This is a genomic window from Paenibacillus sp. Y568 (assembly GCF_059445545.1).
The window spans coordinates 120,833-141,394 of sequence record NZ_JCAIUM010000007.1 but is presented as its reverse complement, the minus strand read 5'-3'; the positions used below and the strand labels follow the sequence as shown (position 1 = coordinate 141,394).

Below are 20,562 nucleotides of genomic sequence, written 5' to 3'. Positions count from 1 at the left end.
TTCATCCCCATCCTTGATAAACGTTTTTGGTCTTTTGAGCGATTGTACTCCACTCTAATTCTTTCAATACTTCATCATAATCTGGTAACTTCTCTTCATTCTTTACGTTTAAAGCCACTTTCATCGCGTTCGTCAGCCCCCGACTATCTTCTGGATCATAACGAACAACCATGTCTTCCTTACAATATTCATCAATGAAATCATTATTGGGCATGACAATCAGTTTCTTGAACGATAGCCCCAATATAGCGGATCCCGAAGTCGTTATCTCTTTGTAAGGCATCACCATCACATCAACAGAGCTAATTAGATCGGCGATCGATTCGTTCGGAATAAAACGTAATTCCAAAATAATGTTATCCAGATCCTGAACACCTTTCAGATATTCCTGCATCTCTTGATCAGCTTTGCCGGCAATGATTAAATAGGATTGTTTCGTCTTCACGGCATTAAACGCTTCAATTAAATCTTCAACGCCCTTATATGCTTTGATCGCACCAAGAAATAAGTAGACGTCGGCATCTTCACTTATGCCGTATACTTCCCTGTAGTTCATGCCGTTCCGTTTATACACGCCTACATAATGACCATGTTTCACAACGAATAACTTCTCATCAGGAACACCGAATTCAGCGATAACCTTTTGTTTGATAGACTCAGAGGCAACAATCAATTTACTACAGAAACTACAAATTAATCGACGCATGAAACGTTCCATTGTGGGGTACTTCACATGATGTGGGTACAGATTATGAATGGTCCAGACTAACTGTATATTTCTTAGCTTCAAATACATCATGGTTAGAATAAATATGAACGATTTCACTATAAAAATCAGCGGATTCCGGTTCTGATAAGCATGGTGCATCCAATGAATATGGACGATATCACCTGATTTCGCTTGACCTACCTTCAGCATGAACTTGCCATGCTTTAGATCCCTAATATCCATTCCTGCACCGCACAACGAATCTGTTAATAAATCATTATAAAAGTTTAACTCGCTCGACTTCGGCCACATCCATACTTTCATCGCATTACTCTCCCTAACTTGCTAGAATCAATTCCACCGGACATCCTTTTTGACTACCTTGGCCGGTATCCCTGCCACAAGTGTATAGGGCTCCACATCCTTCGTTACAACTGAGCCGGCAGCAACAACAGCACCATTACCAATGGTCACACCTTTTAAAACAATAGATTTGCAGCCGATCCATACCTCATCACCGATCACAACAGGTTTCGTCGATATCGTTCCTTCTAGCTGATGGTAATCCGTGTCTGTTATGACAACATCCCATGAGATCGCGCAACCTCTACCAATCGTTACTGACTCCTTCGCCATAATCTCTGTCCGACGATTAATGTACGTGTTATCACCGATCATGATCTTTGCGCCGGGAGCATCTAAATAGAAATTAACTTGGTTATAGAGCATCACTCTATTTCCTAGTATTAATTGTGAATGGACACATTTTGAAATTACGTGAGAACCTGCAACTTGGAGCATTGAACCACTTTTAGTTACTCTTAATGCAAATAAATAACCTCTAAGTATACGATTAACCTTCTTGATGACATGCCTTACCTTACTTGCATTCAAGTGAAGCCCTCCCTGGCATTACTCGCTTCTATACTCCTGTCACGATCCTTTAGTTATATCTCCGGATCCAATCATTCGGTACGTTAATTTCACGAATGACTTTAGCAGGTGTACCACCAGCCATGACATTGGCTGGAATGTCGCGTGTAACGACGCTGCCTGCTGCGATCACACTATTATATCCGATCGTTACACCAGGCAAGATAAGTGCTCCTCTACCGATCCAGACATTATCTGAAATGACGATATCTCTACTAATAGATTGATCATCTTTATCCACAGGATGAAAGTTCGTATCAATCATATTAACCATTGGGCCTATAATTGAATTACTACCAATTCGAATCGATTTCGAACAGCCTATATCTAATCCATAGTTAAAAAATACGTTGTCTCCCACCCACAATGTGGCTAGTTTATCAACGGAAATCGAGGACTGAAAGGGTTTCGCATGAAAGGATACATTTCGTCCAACGACGAATTCACCTTTATTCTTTACCGTCAGTCGACCTGAAATTCTGCTCAACCTGCCCACAGATTTGGTCTTGAACGGAAGAATTATCGCACCCTTCAGAACAGCTACCAACTTACCTACACTGAGTTGTCTCGTTATGCTACTCATACACTCAACCCACCACTTCTGGCTTCAAGTGATTAGTCAATAATGTATGGTAGGTGTCCTCTACCTTCCGAGCAATTGAATCCATGTTGAAATCATTCATTACGCTTGCATGACCTTGGCTTGCAAGCTCCTGATAGTTTACTCGTTTATCGTATACCTTCTGAATCGTCTGATAGAGTTCTTCCACGTCTCCATCCTTCACGATGAAGCCGCCCTGAGTCATCTGGATGATTTCAGGAGCTCCACCAGAATCGGACACAATAACGGGTGTCTGTACCAACATAGATTCAATAATGACTCTACCAAAAGGCTCATTTAACGAGAAGTTAATGGTCAGATCGCATTCTTTCATCAGTTCAAGTGGCTTTTTACTATAGCCATAGAAGATGATGTTATCTTCCAAACCATACGTAATGACCTTTTGAATCATACTGTTGAAATATTCATCCGATCCATCGACGGAAGTGTCTCCAACGATGATCAGCTTCCAGTTGTATTTCTTGTTATCAGCCAATTTCTTGACGGCCTCAATCATAAGATGGTATCTCTTCCACTCAACGATCCGTCCAAATGTTCCAATGACGAGCGTATCATCTTCCATAAAGTCTCGATTCTTTATCGTAAGACCTAGCTCTGTATCAACGCCATTATAGATGATCGTCTTATTCTGACCCTCGATTGAGTTCGCTACAAATTGTGAAATACAAATAACTTGATCGAAGAACCTTGGTAATACACGATTAAACATACGTAAATGAGTATAATCCCGATGGTGCCACACCAATTTGCATTTAGATAGGAATTTAAGGGGCGCAGTATACCATGGCGCTCGCCATCCATTCGCATGAACAATATCAATCTTGTTTTTCTTCACGAACTTCTTGATTTGAAATACGGTCTCCAAATAGCCGAAGCCTAGTTTCTTCTTGATGCTATTCAGTCGAAGTGGAAAGTGCTCGTACTCCGTTTTGATTTCATTCAAATACTCGGCATCCCCCGGGCTTAATAAGAAAATCCGGTATTGAGAAGTGTCCAAATAATTGATTAAATGAATTAAACTTTGTTCGGCACCTCCCTTTTTATCCGCATGGGTTACAAACATGACATTTATTCTTCTCTTATCCATTCACAGCACCTGCTTCATTCGATAACTTGTGTTCAACGACTCTATGTAACCCTTCAATACTTCTTTATGATCGTAATGAGTGCGTATGAATTTCTGTGACGATTCTAGTAGTGTTCTCGCTCTTGTCGGATTGTCGAACAATAACTTGATCCTATGGTAGAACTCTTCAGGACTATCTGCGACCATAATGTGCTCGTTATCTACTAGACCCGTGCCCTCATATCCAATAGAAGTTGAGATGACCGGCAATCCATTCTGGATCGCTTCAATTGTTTTTAGCTTAACACCTGCACCGTTCTGCATTGGATTAACAAATAGATACCCATCTTTATATATGTCTTCCAGACTCTCTGGTGTATCATGTACGATAACGTTCGTCATATCATATGAATCTAGCCAGGATAGACTCTGCTTTCTGCTGTTTCCTGCCACGATGAACTTGTAATCTGGCTCTTTCAACATTAATGGATGAATATGCTTCAGATACCATTCGATAGCTTCACGATTATTCGGCATAAATAACGATCCGATAAATACGACATGTTTGCTGTCAAATGTGCTTGCAAGGAACCTCTCCTTGGTTACCGGAGGTGGTAAGAACAAACTTTTGGCTGAAGGATGAAGTTTATGGAATGTTTCAAATTCCTTATTTGAAATAAATAAGTACTTATCTACTTTTTTCAACATCTTCTTCTGCAAGAATGTGAACTTCGTACTCTCCATCCGATAATAGATCTTATGAATAACGTTAGAGGTACTCTTTGCAAGTGCATTGAAGTATACTGCCTCATCGTTATGAACTCGTAAAATAACATTCGCGTGTTTGACCAGCGGATTATTCAGGATCGGATAGACATAGTCGCCTTCAAGCAACACATAGTCATAATCCTCGTCGATATTCACTTTTCTTAGCTCATTCCGTGAGTGTACTTGCATGGGGACCCTATGTAACAAATCTGTGAGTTTACTTCTCCGATCACATATCTTTATATCCTCAACGTAACGGAATACCACTTTCATATCCGACGCTGAAGGCATTTGTTTACCGCAAACAAGAAGATGGATTGTCCACCCCAGATCGGCTAACACCTTAATTCGTCCCCACGTATCGACCCTGCCGCCATGATCGGCGGGATAAGGAAAATCACTACACACAACCAGTATTTTCATTTGGATACCCCCGACATATTGGATTGGTTTAATTCATTATTTTCCCCTAAGAATATACTTATAAATGCGAATAACATCCAAATCTCATATTTGATCTCAAGCGCCACAAAGAGTAAAGAGAATAACATGCAGACAAGCGCTAGAAACAAGATAAGACTAGATTTCACTTTAACGATCAAGTCCTTGGCCATCTTATAAAAGAATACTAGTGAGAATATTCCACCAAACATAAACCATTGAAAAAATCCAGATTTAACACCTAGATTCTTATCTGATTCAGAATATTGTAGTAACTCTCCTGTATTAATCTGGCTTACCCCGAAAACATTGTAATAAAAATGGGTCATAAACTTAATCGAGTCATTTAAGTAGTCATCGAAATACATCAAGTAGGCTCCTGTACCAACCCCAAGAGGATGATGGAAGATCGTAATAATGGCGATAAGAATCGTCCCCATTCGCGTATATGATGATGTATAGTTCTCGATATCGTTACTAAATGAGCTGATCAACCCTGCTGAGAAATAAGCAATAAACATATACATGGCTAAGACCACGCCGATGAGCACAATGAAGTTCCTCTTTTTTCTGAAATCAAGAAACTTAATCATCGCTACAATTAACGTCAGTAGACATACAATCAGAAATCCTTTGGATCCCGTAACTGATAAATAGAATAGAAAAAAAGCAGCGACATATAGATTAGAAAGAATTTTTGCAAAACGTTCTAAATATTGACTCAAATAGACGAGAATTGCCGAAAACGCAACAACAATTGTTCCCGTAGTACTACTTTCTGACGTAAGAAGCCGCACCCTCCAATAAGAATGACTTCCTGAATGCATGAAAGTGAGCGCATTAGGCATCGTAACTAATTCCACAATCATAATGACAAGTAAGAAAGTTAGAACAAAAAAGAAACAACCATACAATAGCTTAAAGCTTCTGATTTTTGAGAAAATCAATTGGATATGCCTGAGATACAGTAAGATCAATACGAAATATATTAATACCTTTATCCCCTTACCGAGCAGGCTCTCCGACCAGAAACTATAACTACCCTGCATGAATTGAATGAGAATATATCCCAAGGTGACAAAACTTAAATACACAATGAATGCGAATAGGTATTTCTGTAACTTTGACACAACCATTAATCTCTTATATTTTGAAAGCATCGCAATCTCGCAAAAAACAAACAGTGGAAGCAACATAATAATAGGCGATCTTCCAATTTCACCGATCATGTTCACAAGAGGGAAGTCCTGATAGACGGTCACTACCAGCAAGAAACTGAGATAAATGGCCAAAAAGAACTGTCTCTTGCCTAGCTGCTTCTCGGCTATTTTTCCACTTTTCGTAAAATGGCTTTGTAAGCTTACGTTCATCATCTATTCAACCCCGTAAATCTAGACATATTTTTTGACAGTTACGGAATATCGTCCACCTTGTTTCTTCAAGGCATCCTCGTATAGTCGCTCGATCTGTTTGTTCATCTTATCTGAATGGAATTTTTCATAAAAGATTTGTTCACCTGTCTCGCCCATCCATTCGAGCTTATCCTTCGTTAGCGCCTGAATGATGTGAACCAACTCTTCCTTCTTATCAAAGTCAAAGATATATCCGTTGACTCCATGTTGTATAATCTCCGGAAGTGCTCCACGATTACTTGCGATAACAGGCTTCTTATTCCGTAACGCCTCAATCGCCACGATTCCGAATCCTTCCCAACGTGAAGGAACGATCACAGTGTCGCATGCTTTCATATAACGGTCGATCTCCGTGTTGTCTACCCATCCTATTTTCACTGCATTGTTGGGATATGTGTAATCACAATCCTTCAATACTGTATCGCCGACGAGATAGAGATTCACGTTTGCGAAAGGATTCTCGTTAAACACTTCGAGCAACAAGTCAAAACCCTTTTGGCGGTCGAAACGACCTACATAAAGAATATTTATCTTGTTCTTCTCTACCTCGAAAGGTAATGCATTCGAAGGGGGAGCATCCGATACACCGTTATATACGACTACCGATTTCTTAGCTGGTAAACCATAGTTCATTGACATCTGATGTTCATGCTTCGAAATATTTATAATGAAATCAGTTCGTAGCGCTAATAGTTTCTCCACAACCGCAAATATTCTTTTCTTCCAAGACTGTGTGTCCATAAGAAAGGCCCAGCCATGTGCACAATAAATGACTACAGGGCGTTTCTTCTTGAAAAAAAGTAATGTTCGCAAGAAAAACCCTGCGAACGTTCCATGGACATGCACGATATCCGGATTGATCTCACTCATCTTTGTCTGTATCGATTGCATCGCTTTAAGGAAATAGATTGGACTCCTCTTATAAGGATACAGATGCAATCGATCAGGACTAATCTGTAACGTGCTGCTGTTTGAATTCTGTTCGGATGCCATGAGATAAATATCATGGTTATCCATTTGGTACTTCAATACTTCATTCAAATGGGTTTCAATTCCACCCTTAGTAAACTCCGAAATATGAAGGACTCTTGCCATGATCTTCCCTCCATCTCTTAGTTAAAACGCATCCTTGGATCCGACCATCGCCTTCACCGTTCGCAGAATAATTCTGATATCGAACATGATGCGTTTCTGCTCAATATACGTTAAATCGAGTTCAACCATTTGTTTGAAATCTAGATTACTTCTACCGCTTACCTGCCATAACCCTGTGCATCCTGGTGTGACTGACAAGCGTCTCTTATCATAATTCGTATATTCCGCCACTTCTCTAGTAAGAGGTGGTCTAGGACCTACCAAGGACATTTCGCCTTTAAGCACATTGAATAATTGTGGAAGTTCGTCAATACTTGTTTTTCGAATAAACTTTCCAACCTTCGTCACACGTGGATCGTCTTTCATCTTAAACATTGCACCGCTTACTTCGTTTTGATCGAGTAATTCCTTCAGTTTGTCTTCTGCATTCGTGTACATCGAACGAAGCTTGTACATCCGAAACAGCCTTTCGTTCTTCCCTACCCTAGTTTGATTGAAAATAACAGAACCTGATGGATCCTCTAATTTGATAAGGAGAGCTACTAAAGCTAGCAAAGGACTTAATAGAATTAAACCAACTATAGAACCGAAGATATCTAACGTACGCTTAGACACTAAATATAGGGTGAACCCTTCTTCTTTCGTGCGGGTATGTGAGTAATAATCCGTCATACCTACAACAGCTTCTTCCCTATATTGTGAATATCTCATGTTAAACCATCCTTCCTCCAATTAATTCTTTACCCTTCTCTCGCTTCATAATTTCTTCAAGTCCTACCAAAAGATCGTGTCTAAGTTCGTTATTGCGTAGTGCGAAATCGAGAGTTGTCATAATAAACCCTAGTTTCTCTCCCACATCATAACGAGTACCTTGGAAATCATAGGCATATACACCTTGATCCACATTTAACATTTGAATCGCATCGGTAAGTTGAATCTCTCCACCTGCACCAAGCTCGTGTCTGTTCAAATATTCAAATATATCTGGTGTCAGAACATATCTCCCCATAATAGCGAGGTTAGAAGGTGCTTGTCCGATGGGTGGCTTCTCTACGAAACGATTAACTTGGTATAGATTATCTATTCTATCGCCCGGATCTACGATTCCGTAACGATGCGTCTGATCCTCAGCTACGGTCTGAACACCAATAACCGAACGTCCCGTACGTTCATATTGTTCAATGAGTTGCCTTGTACATGGAACCTCAGCTTCGACGATATCATCACCAAGCAACACAGCGAATGGCTCATTCCCGATGAAATTTCGTGCACACCATACAGCGTGTCCAAGCCCTTTCGCCTCTTTTTGCCTAATATAATGAAGGTTCACATTTGAAGATTTCCTTACTTTTTCCAAAATATCGAGTTTGCCTTTTTCCTCTAGAATGTGTTCTAGTTCAAACGCGATATCAAAATGGTCTTCAATTGCACGTTTACCTTTACCGGTCACTACGATGATGTCTTCCACTCCAGATTCAATAGCTTCTTCCACGATATATTGGATAGTTGGCTTATCGACGATGGGAAGCATCTCTTTAGGCATTGCTTTCGTTGCTGGTAGAAAACGAGTGCCTAACCCTGCTGCGGGGATAATGGCTTTTGTCACCTTTTTCATTTGAATTCACCCTATCCTAATTTTATAGTTCGCATTATACCGAGATGCTAAAAATGCGAGCTATGCCATCCTTGTTAGAGAAAGCATAGCTCGGATTTTCAGCTTACAAATCCGAGGTATTCTTACTGCAATACAAGGGCATTTAACCCAACCTCACGACACACCCTTGACGACGAACGTCTAAGGTCGATTGACCGACCCACAGCATGACCGAGTGCCTCCGGTGATAGAGATGCAGGAGGCATTACCTTCCTATTCATCACTTCTTATAGAGAGAGTGAAGACTAATCGTCTGTTTTTTCTCCGTAATAATAGGTGTAGGAATCTGAATCATTTCGATTGATGTTATTAAGAACCACACCGATAAGCTTGGCATTCACATGTTCAAGATAAGCTTTGGCTTTGAGTGCTACTTCTTTTTTCACTTTTCCCGAATCCACGACGAGTACAACTCCATCACTTAAAGTGGCTACAATTTGTGCATCTGTAACGGACAATATCGGTGGTGTATCGATAATGATCACATCGTACAGTCCTCTTGCTTTGGAGAGCAGCGATGCCATTTGCATAGATGACAGCAACTCCGACGGATTCGGTGGAGTAGGACCTGCATGAATAATGGATAAATTGTCCGTGTCCGTACTTTGGATCACTTCTTCCAGTAACTTTTGCTTGAACAGGACGTTAGTTAACCCGACACGATTGGATTTACCAAAAATATGGTGTTGCGAGGGTTTCCTTAGATCCGCATCGATCAGCAGAACACGTTTATTCGACTGTGCGAAGGCGACAGACACATTAGCAGTAGTTGTACTTTTTCCTTCATTAGGCTTAGAAGACGTGACCATGATGACTTGTAATTTATGATCTATGAACGAAAATTCAATATTTGTCCGCAACATCCGATACTTTTCAGAGATTGGGGACTTCGGATTACTTTCGGTAATTAATTTATTAGGCATCAAGCGAGACATTGGTATCCCTCCCAGCTGTTGTTGTTAGCGGAACTTTGTTGCCTCGGTCCGTGATATCACTTTCCTTATATCTAGGAATTGCAGACAATACTGGAACACCTAATATCATCTCAATATCTTCTTCCGTCTTAAGCGTGTCATCTAAGTAATCTAGTAGAAAGGCAAGACCTACACCAAACATCAACGCTAGCATGAAAGAAACAGCGATGTTTAATTTCGGATTCGGCGCTATCGGACCTCGTATCTCCAATGGATCTGCTTTATCCAAGACAGAGACATTATCCACCTTCATGAGATCCGGAATGGTTTTTTGAAAAACAACAGCTACTGCATTTGCAATATTGGCAGCTTTCTTATATGAATTATCTCGAACGGAAATGGACATGACTTGCGTCTCATTTACTGAACTCACGCTAACCTTCCCTATGAGTTCCCCATAAGTCATATTCAAATCAGGGTATTCCTTAACGACCAGCTTCATCATCCGTGGTGTTTTGATAATTTCCTTATATGTTTTGATCAGACCAATCGTTGAATTGATAGAACCAAGATCAATACTCGGTAACATTGAACTACTATCCTTGTACTGATTAACAATCAACTTCGCTGAAGCTTCATATTGTGGTGTAATGAAATAGTAAGAGTAGATTCCGATGGATAGACAACTTATTGAAATAATTAATCCAATCAATAACATCCTTCCTTTTACAATTAACCAATATTGTTTAAGTTCCAAATTGTTACCTCCATTACAATTTAAGTCTTGTACCATTTCATCTTTGATAGAATTATGATTCAAACTGAATCACGAAGTATATTATGTTATTCAAATCGCGACCTTGGAAAGATAATTAACCCATAGTAGCATTAAGCTCTACAGATAATCATTCCTTATGAATTAAAGTTCCCTTAAGTTATTCAAATTGCGAACTTATTGGCATGGTTTAACCCTTCATATTTCCGAATGCAACCCATTTTAATTAGGACAACGTGTCGTTATTTACCGTTTATGTAATGCGTCTGTCTTCATGAACTCGTCTATCGTTCCACCATCCATCACATAATCCATCATATCTTCTGAACTAGACTCATATCCCATCTTTCTCAATAGCTGCGATAACAATATAGCCATATCCACGGGTTCCTTCCATGGCCGATAGCCTAACATAACAAGCATCTCAGATAAGGATCTCCATTCGTTTAGTTCATCTTGATTTAATAGAGAAGCATCTTCGGATAGTATTTTCAAAAATTGCTTTAGCCTTACTTGCTTCTGCTCTTGACCCGAAACAGTCATTTTGACTTCCTCCATTCATCAAGTTATATGTTTCTTTACGTTGAATAATGGAGATTCACTATTCTGTTACGTCTTCCTTGTCGATTTCGATCTCCTATGTATTACAACTTTGTAATAACTTTTATTAGGATGACGCCAATTTGTATAACTCTTGATTAATATTATGCCACAAATATTAATTTTTCTTGAGGGAATAAAGACATGGTTATCCGCTCCTAATTTAAGATGAAATCTAACATCGTTTGCTACTTTTCTTCTTTAAAAAATGCTTTTTATGTAAAATTAAAGCGCTTTATATTTGTCTTCTCCGTTTCCTTTCTTGGTTTCCTTCATATATGACGAAAAACTGCTGACTGCCCTTCTGTTATACGGTTTTTGTCTCCGAATGCGTTATGGTAATGAACCAATCTGCTCTAATAAACCCTTCAATTTCCCCAACAAATTAGGGACTATTGGCCACCGTCCTATAAAAACAGGACTAAAATAACTTTCGACATTATTTGCGTGCGTTTATTTATTAAATAAACGTTTATGTAAACGCTTTAACCACTTTTTAAAAGAAAAAACCCACAGTTTTCCGCTCAATCACGGATATACTTGGGTCATAAACTAACAATTGTAGGCATTATTTTGATCTATTTTCATATTTATGAACAGAACTCGTTACTCTATTCCCACTTTATTGGTATACATAGGTGAACAAGGTCCTATGAATCCAACCGTTATTTCTGAAAATAGGAACGTAACCGATGTAGTACCCCTTCCGACAAAGGTTCTTTGTCAGGTATACTCTCAAAAGGTCTATTCTCTAATATATTTTGTGCATTACTCAGATAATAGTTTTCCCATTCCTCGCCCATACGTTTACGAATCTCACTATAGGCTTCACGCATCCGAAATCCTCTATGCTCTACGTGATGTGCATCCGATGATACAATATGAATAAGTCCGCTTTTGCATAACGTCCATGCCAATTTCTCAACTCGTCTGCCAAACCCACCAAGTAATGAATGAGTTGTAACCTGTGCGAATGCTCCTAGATCGATCAACTCAGCAAGTCGCTCTGGATACTTCATCACTTCAGCATTACGTTCAGGATGCGCAATAATAGACTTAATCTTCAAAATGTTTAATTCATGTATCAATTCATATATTTCCTCTGGTATACGGGTAGAAGGTAACTCTATTAGCACATAACTTGAATCCGCTAATGAAAGCAATTCTTCTCTAAACCAAGCATCTAACCAATCTTTATGCCACCGTATCTCTTGTCCTGAGCGGATAGAAATAGGTATACCCTCTTCTGTTAACTGCTCATTAATATGACGAGTAAGCTCTAATACTTCACCTGCAGTATTCGTATATCTCCCGTTCGCATGATGTGGCGTAGCAATAATCGTTGTAATGCCCTCTGCAACAGCCGCCTTAGCCATATTTAAGGTAGCACTCCAATTCGCAGCACCATCATCTATTCCGGGTAATATATGTGTATGAATATCAATCATCTCGGCTTCACTTCCTAAAACGATAGATTCAACTCACCGCGAGGCAAGCTTGCGCTTATTCTAACATATGGTACATGGATAGTCACAAAAGAAAAACAGTAGACCATGAATATTTCCTTAGCCTACTGTTGTTATTCTAACAAGGAACCTTTAATAAAAGATTCTCATTATTCTAATTTAAAGTTTCCTATCTCTTTCTCAAGATCATGAGCCATCTCCCGAAGGGTTGTAGCAGAACTTGAGATCTCTTGCATCATAGCCAGTTGTTCCTCTGAAGAAGCAGCGACGTTCTGTGAATTCTGGGATGCATATCTACCGATTTCAGCAAGTTCAACAAGTGAAGTAGTTATCTCTTCACTCCCAGCAGACATCTCTTCCGAAGCTACCGATACTTCATGTATTTGTTCATTAACGGTCTTCAATGATCCAACAATTCCTTGGAATGTCTCTCCCGCTATAAATACCGCCTGGATACCATGGATAACTTGAGTCATACTTGTATTCATAGCTACTGAAGCACGATCTACATTCGACGAAATATTATTTAATAGAATTGAAATTTGCTCCGAGGATTCTTTAGACGATTCTGCTAAATTCCGAACTTCATTCGCCACGACAGCAAATCCTCTTCCGTGTTCTCCCACTCTAGCAGCTTCTATTGAAGCATTAAGCGCCAGCAGATTCGTCTGTTTTGCAATGTTCGTTATAATAGCGAGCACCTTCTCGATTTCTTGAGAATGCTCTTGTAATTCATTTAATATGACTACAGTATCTGAAACCGATGAATAAATGGCTTCCATATCATGCACCGATTGATGAATGATTTGATTACCGTGCTCCGCGGTTCCTGTGACCTCACTTGCATGTTCAGACAATCTCGAAGAAGACTCCGCAATTCGTTGTATTCCAATAGCTATTTCTTCCATAGCCATTTGGCTTTCCATAGCCGATTGCATTTGTGTGTCCGATCCGGATGCCACCTCTTGGATTGAACTTGCGATTTCTTCAGATGCTTTTGAAGTCTGATTTGCGCTCATCATCAATGCATTGGAGGAAGTTGTTACATCTACAGAAGTTTTCTGTACATTGTGAACTAACTGACGAATATTAGTGATCATGGCATTAAAGTTGGCCGATAGTATCCCTACTTCGTCATGATTCTTAATAGGTATCTTTACAGAAAGATCTCCTTCAGCTGCCTTCTTACTTAATTCAGACAACCTGATGATAGGAAGCAACGTAAATCGAACGAGTATAACAGCTAGCGCTACAAAAATAATAATTAGAACTCCACCGATAATAATCGTTACATTGATCTGAGAATTCTGCTTAGTTTGTAATATATTGTAATCGTAGTCAACTCCAAATATAGCAATCCTATTCCCGTGATCGTCATTGATTGAGCTTACAACACTTATCCATTTACCATACTCATCACTGTACACATCCGATATTGCATAATCATCTGTTTCCAACTTAGTTAAGGTGTCTGCGAAAGTACCCTTTGTTTCATAGATAGCACCTGGTGGCATACCCGTATCATACAGATTTTGATCTGCAAGTAATAGCTTGATTTCTTTAGTATCTCCATTCGTCTTAACTTCTGGCATATATATATAACTATTTGATATCAATTTGTTACTCTTCAAGCTATTCAACTGCAACTGTAATTGTTGAATCCCCGAATCTACCATGAGCTTATCCGAGCCAATTAATGTTTTTGCATTCTCGATTGTCGGAATGGCTTGTACAATGATACTATGGATTGTTTGTTCCATCGCAACCAGTTCATTAGATTGTTCCACTTGTAACCGTTCATATGAGATATAAGCTAATGTCCCTCCAAGTAACAAAAATAGCAATGATAACACAGTCGTTGATTTAAAAAGGATACCTTTTGTATTCATTACATGCCTCCCCTAATTCCATGATGTATTGGATTGCATCTCCTAAAAAGAAAACAGAACTTATATTTTCATATTTACTTTCTAGCTTTACATCGAGCACATCATAATATTTAAACAATAAGTGATTACGTTCATATATCGGCATTATCTCCCCAAAATTGTATGGGTAATTCAAAAAAAGACCCATTCTACGGTAACCGGCTTCAAACCCATTTGCAATCAAGCATAAACGGCTTCGCCGTCCTTTAGCGGCGATGAAACGTTTAGCGTTGAAATATAATTCTATTTATAAGCAGAAATACTTATAAATTCTTATATTTTAAAAAAATCCAAAGCCTTGATAAACAAGGGCTTTGGATTTTCTTATTGAGAAAACTATGCATCTAAGCTTACTTCCTAAATGCGAATCTAAATTCATTCATCGCTTTTCTATGTCCTTCGATATAATTCCACACCCAGAAAACCAACATTAGAGATGCTATTAAATACAGAATAGGTATGGCTAAAGTGATGACACTGTTTAACAGGTAGGCGAACACGAGAAGTAATCCACTAAATAAGTGATTCATCGCTGTGTGAGCGTTACTCGGGATGAGATCCACCGCATTTTCATTATAATACTGATGTGCGTAACGAATCGCTTGTACTGCAAATGGAACGGACAAGAATGAAAAATATAACGTATACGGCCCGTACCCCAGAACCGGAAGCAACGCAATGATGACATAACCTAGGATAAAACAGAAGATTAGCATATTTTTAACCTTCTTCTTACCTAGTCGAACAACCAATGTTTTCTTGTCAGAAGTAGTATCTGATTCTACATCAGGGAACTGATTAATGATCAAGACGTTATTGATAAACAAAGCCACAGGTAATGATATCAGGAATGCTTGCAACGAATAATGTCCAGTCTGTACATAGTAAGCACCCATCGTCATAAATACACCATACGTCGTAGCAACTAAGAATTCAGCTACACCCGTTGCCATATTAATGAAGGAGAGTTTTCCTTTTCCACCTGTATAAAAAACACCCGCTATAAGTCCATACAAGATCAGTGGAATTAGACCAAGTCCACTAGCGAACAACAGGAATATCCCAATTAGCACGGCACAGACCGATAATGCAATACCGAAAAACCCCATGTCTGCTCTAGAGATTAAACCGAGCTGAATCACCCGCGATCCACCGGTGAATGGACGTATTCCCGTTTGGTTCTCACTGTCACGTTCAGCGTCCTTCCAATCATTGATCATATTCGTCCCTACTTGAATCATAAGTCCACCAAGTAACGTTAATAAAAAGGTAAGCACGTTGAGCTCACCACTCTGCGATAGTGCTAGAGCTGCTCCCAACAGAATGGGAACTAATGAAGCTGTCAACGATAACGCACGAACTGCTTCTTTCCATGCCCGTGCCTTTGCTTTAATATCATCCCAGACGTTGACGCTCTCGCGATTGTGTTCGAAATCGAACACCGTTGGAGGTTCCCCTTGAAGGATCTCCGGCACATAACGATACTTAACTGTAAATGGCTTCACGCGAATGAACTCCAACCGATCAAGAGCACCAATACTATGAAATTGTCCGACAATGGGAGACCGATTTACCAACAGATCAATCGCCTTTTGTCGCTCCTTCTCATCCTTGATGACCTCTGCCCTTCCGATAACCTCGCATTCTTCCATTTCCATAAAGGTAGGGCCTTGATGAATTAACAAAGCTGTCTCGGGAATATTGATCCATTGAATCACCTTGGGATCACCCTTCGTACTCGTTAAGTAGAAGTTAAACTCTTCATCTACTGCAAAATGCATCATTCTTTGCCTAGGCGACCCCATATTAGAAGTACCCACAGCTCCGACCTCAGCCCGTTCTAAATACTCAAACACTTCTTGTTTACTTCGCTGTGCCATACAATATATCTCCTCCGAATCTTATTTATGAAGATTAAAACGCACTATTCATTAAATTTACCGTGCACGTATTTTTTTCACGTTTTTCTATTTTACTATAAAAAAGAGAGCATATATACCTAAATCTTCAAACCCCTCTTCTGGTAGTATACCCCTATTATGAATAAATGAGTGGACATGCAACATTAATAGGATCTACGTTACAAAAAAATGAGTGTCATCCCCTTCTAGGAATGACACTCAGTATCTTATTTATTGATTACCCCGACACTTGTTCAATCTTTTCCTATATATCGGAAATGACTGAAGTCAGCATAACTCCCTTGGAACTGTTGCATATCATGGGCTGCAATCCCTACAAAAATACCCGTGAATCCACCGGATAAGAAACTGATATTCTCCGAACCAAAGAGGGATTTCTATCCTGATTCATGTCCACTTTGATAATAGAATTGTGCTTGTGTTTCCTTTACCTCAACGGCTAAATGAATGGGACGATCCTCTGGAATCCCAATGAAAACAGGTACCAAAGTAAACGTGTCTGCCACACATCTCATCAGACGTAATACCTTTCCTTGACCCTCTTCGTGACTTACATATGCATACAGGTAATTATCCTCGTTGAGATACAACAACAATCCTGCCATTTGTAAATAAGAATCTGGATAATACTCAAGGGCTGTTTCTGCTCGAAAACACTTATCCCTTTGTCTAATAGCTAGAATATGGTGCTGGAACAGACTCTGTATCGATTCCCCAGCTACCAATCGAAGATATCCGGGACGTTTCGTTAGTGAACACCAACGATCTTCCACCATTATTCGTAATGAATTCCATGTTTCCTTAATCTCCGTGCCCTCGAATGAATCTTCAAAGACAGGGTTATATTCATGCTCTTTCATGACAATTCCTTTGGGAGCTGGAACTTCTAATTGAGGTGTATTACCACCCGATGTTAATCGCAACCAGCCTTCCTCATCCCAGAACACTTGTTGCAAGGCCGTTTCTCTTCCTAAAATGGCATATTCACCGTCGATCGGACGTGTACAAAGATGCGCCATATACCATTCACCGGCAGCCGTCTCTACAAGACTACCATGTCCTGCACATTGTAACGGTAACTCTGGATTATTTCTCGAAGAAAGCATCGGGTTCATCGGATCCACTTCATAGGGCCCTAACAACGCTTTAGACCGTGCGACAGTTACTGCATGTCCTGTTCCTGTCCCGCCTTCTGCTGTAATCAGATAGTAATAACCATTACGCTTATATATATGAGGCGCTTCTGTCTTCTTCAATGGTGTACAATCGAATAGTTTAATAGGTTCTCCAACCAAACACTGTTGCTTACTATCGTATTCTTGCATCACAATACCACTAGATTTGTTACCTTCCACAATGCGGTAATCCCATAATGCATTTAGTAACCATTTGCGTCCATCGTCGTCGTGAAATAAAGAGGGATCGAATCCACTACTGTTAAGATAGACAGGGTCCGACCATGGGCCTTCCATGGTTGGCGCAGTAATAAGAAAATTATGATCGTCCTTAAACGGACGTTTCGTACTTTTCACATCCGTATATAAAAGATAAAAAAGATTATCGTGGTAACTCAATTGGGGCGCCCAAATGCTACAGTTTTTCGGATTACCTCTCAAATCTACTTGATTCGTTAATATATCTGTACAATACTCCCAATGCGCCAAGTCCTGTGATTGATACACCCGTACTCCTGGCAGCCATTCAAACGAAGATACCGCTATATAATAAGTGTCCTCAAACCGTAGCATACACGGATCGGGATTAAAGCCTCTTAATATTGGATTCTGTATCATAGTCATTACATTCTACTTCCTTTCCATCTTCCAGAAATTGCACCCGGCAAACACATCCTCTTGGTTCAGATCCATTGCCTCCGTTGCATAATATCCTGCCCATGGAACACGTTGCGCACTTACTATATCAGCATCCTTCACACCGAATTCTCGATATTGAACGGTCTTCTCATTCGCAGCGCTATTCCAAGTGTTGAGCTAGAAATTGTTGCCACCTGATTCGCATATCTAATGTCTCCATATGACCCCCACTGCTAATGACTGATTGCCAATGCTCTGGCTGTTCTGCAGCATGATAAGCTTCGGATAAGCCCTGAGCTAAATACTCTACACCTTCTATGGGACACATTCGGTCATTTCTACCCACTAGACTCATTCGCGGACGAGGGACAATCCGTTTCTGAATATCAAGTGTTGTGTAATGCTTCAATAACCCAGGAACATAGGAGTAGAAGCCATGATGATCTAATCCTCTTTTGGCAATTAAGGTATGAGCGTCTACCTGCCCACAGATATCTACAATCACTCCAACCCGTTCATCTAATGCACCCAGCCACCATGCCATCAGTCCACCCATGGACATGCCAATCGTAGCTATGCGAGATGCATCAATATCTTCACGTTGACACATGTAATCGATCATTCGTTGATTATCGTACAGCATCATGCCCCACATCACTTGACCTTGCCACAACATTTCTTTCACAAGTTCACTCTCAGTTTTCCCACTACGCTCATTGAATCCCCACATGTCGATGCAACAAGCAGCATACCCCATATCTGTCAGGGTCTTAGCGAAGGATGGCTGTTGTAGATAAGGACTGCTATGGACAAATTCATTACGCCCATTCGCATAATTCCCGCCATGGGAATGGTTAAAGATGACCAAAGGAAATGGACCATCCCCTTGTAAAGGTGTCGCAACATAAGCGGGTACCTGTTCGATACCATTTAAATCTAGCAAAAGTGACTCAAGACGATAGCCATCTCGTTCCTCTAGTTTCATCACTGTTACCGATATCGGATTCCATGTTGGAAGATCACCTAATAACTGTTGCAGTTTATCGGATTCCATCATGATCTCCCTCACTTCACCATATTCTGTTCTGAAGGTGCTACTGTTACTTGTTCTACCAATTTCTCTGGCTTGTTCGTGTTCCTCGATTGACAATGGATGATCTCAACCGCTTCACCATTCTCAATATAGAACGCAGGACCCTCATGATTCTCAATGGTCACCTGATGAAAGTGAACATCCCTCACATTACCTAGATAAAAGCCGCGATTGTTCATGTTCTCAATCCCTGTCATCATGTCTGGATGACCCGGTACGGCATTCTTAGCCATAGATATGTCAACGTTAGTAAAGGTAATCTCCGAAGCGTATTGCTCTGCAAGTCCATAAATGAACCCCGCAGCAGCATGAACGTGACGTGCCGTAATATTGGCGAAATGAATACGTCTAAAATGAGGTGTTTCTTCTGTAATCGGGTAAGGATTCTTGTCCCATACATATTTCTCTTTCCCACGAGGTCCACAGAAATAATATAGGTTAAGGGTAAATGGACAAATCACATCTTCCATGACAATATTACTAATCCGAATGTCTTCTATGATGCCTCCACGTCCACGTCTCGATTTCATTCGAATGCCCCGATCCGTTTGTTTAAAGATACAATTGCTAATCGTGACATTACGAATATCTCCACTCATCTCACTCCCGAGAACGACCCCGCCATGTCCATGAACCATCGTACAATTCGTAATCGTAATATTCTCGCAAGGAATCCGTTCTTTCGTGTCTTCCGTTCCTGCTTTTATAGCAATGCAATCATCACCTACATCGATATTACAATTGCTAATTCGGACATTAGAGCAAGACTCGGGATTAATACCATCTGTATTGGGAGAATCTGCGGGGTTTAGAATGGAAATATTGTCAATCGTGACATTGTAACAACAGATAGGATTAACGGTCCAACTAGGAGAATTCAAGAGTGTCAGATCTTTCAGAATGACTCGCTGGCAGCTGTTAAAACCGATTAAAGTTGGTCTTGGATACTCTAACTCCTCCCGATGATTCCGATGCTTATCCCACCAAGGTGCACCATTTCCATCTAAGGACCCGCTTCCGGTAATCGATACGTTGACTAAATCCTTACCAAAAACACAAGGAGAATGAACCAGTTGCTTTTCCCCTTCCCATCTAGATTCCACCACAGGATAATCTTCCGGGTTCGTGCTAAATGAAAGGGTAGCGCCTGGGCTTAAATGCAATTCAATGTTGCTTTTCAAATGAATAGCACCGCTCAGGAATGTACCGGCCGGAACATACACCGTTCCTCCACCGGCTTCACTTGCCGCTTCAATTGCACGCGAAATTGCTTCAGTTGCTAACTCTCCACTGTCCTTATTCGCACCATAATCCACGATGTTATACACGTTCATCCACCTCTCAACAGAA

General features: G+C 40.2%; 17 protein-coding genes and 1 pseudogene. All 18 read right to left on the bottom strand.

All coding sequences use genetic code 11. The features are described 5' to 3' along the window. Position 1: 1 nt before the first annotated feature. On the bottom strand, positions 2–1,033 hold the full coding sequence (locus AC1D7X_RS11945; RefSeq protein WP_495475292.1) for a glycosyltransferase family 4 protein: 1,032 nt from the start codon (positions 1,031–1,033) through the stop codon (positions 2–4). Positions 1,034–1,060: 27 nt separating this feature from the next. Beyond that, on the bottom strand, positions 1,061–1,603 hold the full coding sequence (locus tag AC1D7X_RS11940; protein WP_495455461.1) for an acyltransferase: 543 nt from the start codon (positions 1,601–1,603) through the stop codon (positions 1,061–1,063). 49 nt (positions 1,604–1,652) lie between these two features. Further along, on the bottom strand, positions 1,653–2,225 hold the full coding sequence (locus AC1D7X_RS11935; protein WP_495455460.1) for a DapH/DapD/GlmU-related protein: 573 nt from the start codon (positions 2,223–2,225) through the stop codon (positions 1,653–1,655). 4 nt (positions 2,226–2,229) lie between these two features. Next, the gene (locus tag AC1D7X_RS11930; RefSeq protein ID WP_495455459.1) at positions 2,230–3,351 is read right to left on the bottom strand and encodes a glycosyltransferase family 4 protein; all 1,122 of its coding nucleotides are present in this window, start codon (positions 3,349–3,351) and stop codon (positions 2,230–2,232) included. Beyond that, a complete protein-coding gene (locus tag AC1D7X_RS11925) occupies positions 3,352–4,521 on the bottom strand; it encodes a glycosyltransferase family 4 protein (RefSeq protein WP_495475291.1) in 1,170 nt (389 codons plus the stop codon). It lies immediately after the preceding gene. Beyond that, positions 4,518–5,912 carry an O-antigen ligase family protein gene (locus AC1D7X_RS11920; protein ID WP_495455457.1) on the bottom strand — a complete coding sequence of 465 codons (1,395 nt, stop codon included), beginning with the start codon at positions 5,910–5,912 and terminating at the stop codon, positions 4,518–4,520. Before AC1D7X_RS11920 ends, AC1D7X_RS11925 begins: the two co-directional genes overlap by 4 nt. An 18-nt stretch (positions 5,913–5,930) precedes the next feature. Next, a complete protein-coding gene (locus tag AC1D7X_RS11915) occupies positions 5,931–7,046 on the bottom strand; it encodes a glycosyltransferase (RefSeq protein ID WP_495455456.1) in 1,116 nt (371 codons plus the stop codon). A 21-nt stretch (positions 7,047–7,067) separates the two neighbouring features. Beyond that, the gene (locus AC1D7X_RS11910) at positions 7,068–7,718 is read right to left on the bottom strand and encodes a sugar transferase (protein ID WP_495455681.1); all 651 of its coding nucleotides are present in this window, start codon (positions 7,716–7,718) and stop codon (positions 7,068–7,070) included. A gap of 40 nt (positions 7,719–7,758) precedes the next feature. Then, positions 7,759–8,661, bottom strand: coding sequence for a UTP--glucose-1-phosphate uridylyltransferase GalU (gene galU, locus AC1D7X_RS11905; protein ID WP_495455455.1), 903 nt, complete (start codon positions 8,659–8,661; stop codon positions 7,759–7,761). Positions 8,662–8,945: 284 nt separating this feature from the next. Continuing rightward, positions 8,946–9,635, bottom strand: coding sequence for a CpsD/CapB family tyrosine-protein kinase (locus tag AC1D7X_RS11900; RefSeq protein ID WP_495455454.1), 690 nt, complete (start codon positions 9,633–9,635; stop codon positions 8,946–8,948). Further along, positions 9,616–10,371, bottom strand: coding sequence for a YveK family protein (locus AC1D7X_RS11895; RefSeq protein ID WP_495455453.1), 756 nt, complete (start codon positions 10,369–10,371; stop codon positions 9,616–9,618). The genes AC1D7X_RS11900 and AC1D7X_RS11895 overlap by 20 nt, the downstream gene beginning before the upstream one ends. A 264-nt stretch (positions 10,372–10,635) precedes the next feature. Further along, entirely contained in the window at positions 10,636–10,932 is a 297-nt protein-coding gene (locus AC1D7X_RS11890; protein WP_495455452.1) for a hypothetical protein, read from the bottom strand. A 722-nt stretch (positions 10,933–11,654) separates the two neighbouring features. Then, complete coding sequence (locus tag AC1D7X_RS11885) at positions 11,655–12,437, bottom strand: tyrosine-protein phosphatase (RefSeq protein ID WP_495455451.1); 783 nt, start codon at positions 12,435–12,437, stop codon at positions 11,655–11,657. A gap of 167 nt (positions 12,438–12,604) precedes the next feature. Beyond that, positions 12,605–14,344: a methyl-accepting chemotaxis protein gene (locus tag AC1D7X_RS11880; protein WP_495475290.1), complete on the bottom strand. Its 1,740-nt coding sequence runs from the start codon at positions 14,342–14,344 to the stop codon at positions 12,605–12,607. 389 nt (positions 14,345–14,733) lie between these two features. Continuing rightward, the gene (locus AC1D7X_RS11875; RefSeq protein ID WP_495455449.1) at positions 14,734–16,263 is read right to left on the bottom strand and encodes a prenyltransferase; all 1,530 of its coding nucleotides are present in this window, start codon (positions 16,261–16,263) and stop codon (positions 14,734–14,736) included. 275 nt (positions 16,264–16,538) lie between these two features. Next, a pseudogene (locus AC1D7X_RS11870) lies at positions 16,539–18,098 on the bottom strand (glycoside hydrolase family 43 protein). Between the two features lie 181 nt (positions 18,099–18,279). After that, positions 18,280–19,176, bottom strand: a complete 897-nt coding sequence (locus AC1D7X_RS11865) for a dienelactone hydrolase family protein (protein WP_495455447.1) — start codon at positions 19,174–19,176, stop codon at positions 18,280–18,282. Between the two features lie 8 nt (positions 19,177–19,184). Beyond that, positions 19,185–20,546, bottom strand: a complete 1,362-nt coding sequence (locus AC1D7X_RS11860) for a glycoside hydrolase family 28 protein (RefSeq protein WP_495475289.1) — start codon at positions 20,544–20,546, stop codon at positions 19,185–19,187. Positions 20,547–20,562: the final 16 nt, after the last annotated feature.

Excerpts from the sequence above, each read along its gene's own strand:
- AC1D7X_RS11945 (WP_495475292.1), bottom strand. The coding sequence starts at position 1,033 with ATGAAAGTATGGATGTGGCCGAAGTCGAGCGAGTTAAACTTTTATAAT.
- AC1D7X_RS11935 (WP_495455460.1), bottom strand. The coding sequence starts at position 2,225 with ATGAGTAGCATAACGAGACAACTCAGTGTAGGTAAGTTGGTAGCTGTT.
- AC1D7X_RS11930 (WP_495455459.1), bottom strand. The coding sequence starts at position 3,351 with ATGGATAAGAGAAGAATAAATGTCATGTTTGTAACCCATGCGGATAAA.
- AC1D7X_RS11925 (WP_495475291.1), bottom strand. The coding sequence starts at position 4,521 with ATGAAAATACTGGTTGTGTGTAGTGATTTTCCTTATCCCGCCGATCAT.
- AC1D7X_RS11920 (WP_495455457.1), bottom strand. The coding sequence starts at position 5,912 with ATGATGAACGTAAGCTTACAAAGCCATTTTACGAAAAGTGGAAAAATA.
- AC1D7X_RS11915 (WP_495455456.1), bottom strand. The coding sequence starts at position 7,046 with ATGGCAAGAGTCCTTCATATTTCGGAGTTTACTAAGGGTGGAATTGAA.
- AC1D7X_RS11910 (WP_495455681.1), bottom strand. The coding sequence starts at position 7,718 with ATGACGGATTATTACTCACATACCCGCACGAAAGAAGAAGGGTTCACC.
- galU (WP_495455455.1), bottom strand. The coding sequence starts at position 8,661 with ATGAAAAAGGTGACAAAAGCCATTATCCCCGCAGCAGGGTTAGGCACT.
- AC1D7X_RS11900 (WP_495455454.1), bottom strand. The coding sequence starts at position 9,635 with ATGTCTCGCTTGATGCCTAATAAATTAATTACCGAAAGTAATCCGAAG.
- AC1D7X_RS11890 (WP_495455452.1), bottom strand. The coding sequence starts at position 10,932 with ATGACTGTTTCGGGTCAAGAGCAGAAGCAAGTAAGGCTAAAGCAATTT.
- AC1D7X_RS11885 (WP_495455451.1), bottom strand. The coding sequence starts at position 12,437 with ATGATTGATATTCATACACATATATTACCCGGAATAGATGATGGTGCT.
- AC1D7X_RS11880 (WP_495475290.1), bottom strand. The coding sequence starts at position 14,344 with ATGAATACAAAAGGTATCCTTTTTAAATCAACGACTGTGTTATCATTG.
- AC1D7X_RS11875 (WP_495455449.1), bottom strand. The coding sequence starts at position 16,263 with ATGGCACAGCGAAGTAAACAAGAAGTGTTTGAGTATTTAGAACGGGCT.
- AC1D7X_RS11865 (WP_495455447.1), bottom strand. The coding sequence starts at position 19,176 with ATGATGGAATCCGATAAACTGCAACAGTTATTAGGTGATCTTCCAACA.
- AC1D7X_RS11860 (WP_495475289.1), bottom strand. The coding sequence starts at position 20,546 with ATGAACGTGTATAACATCGTGGATTATGGTGCGAATAAGGACAGTGGA.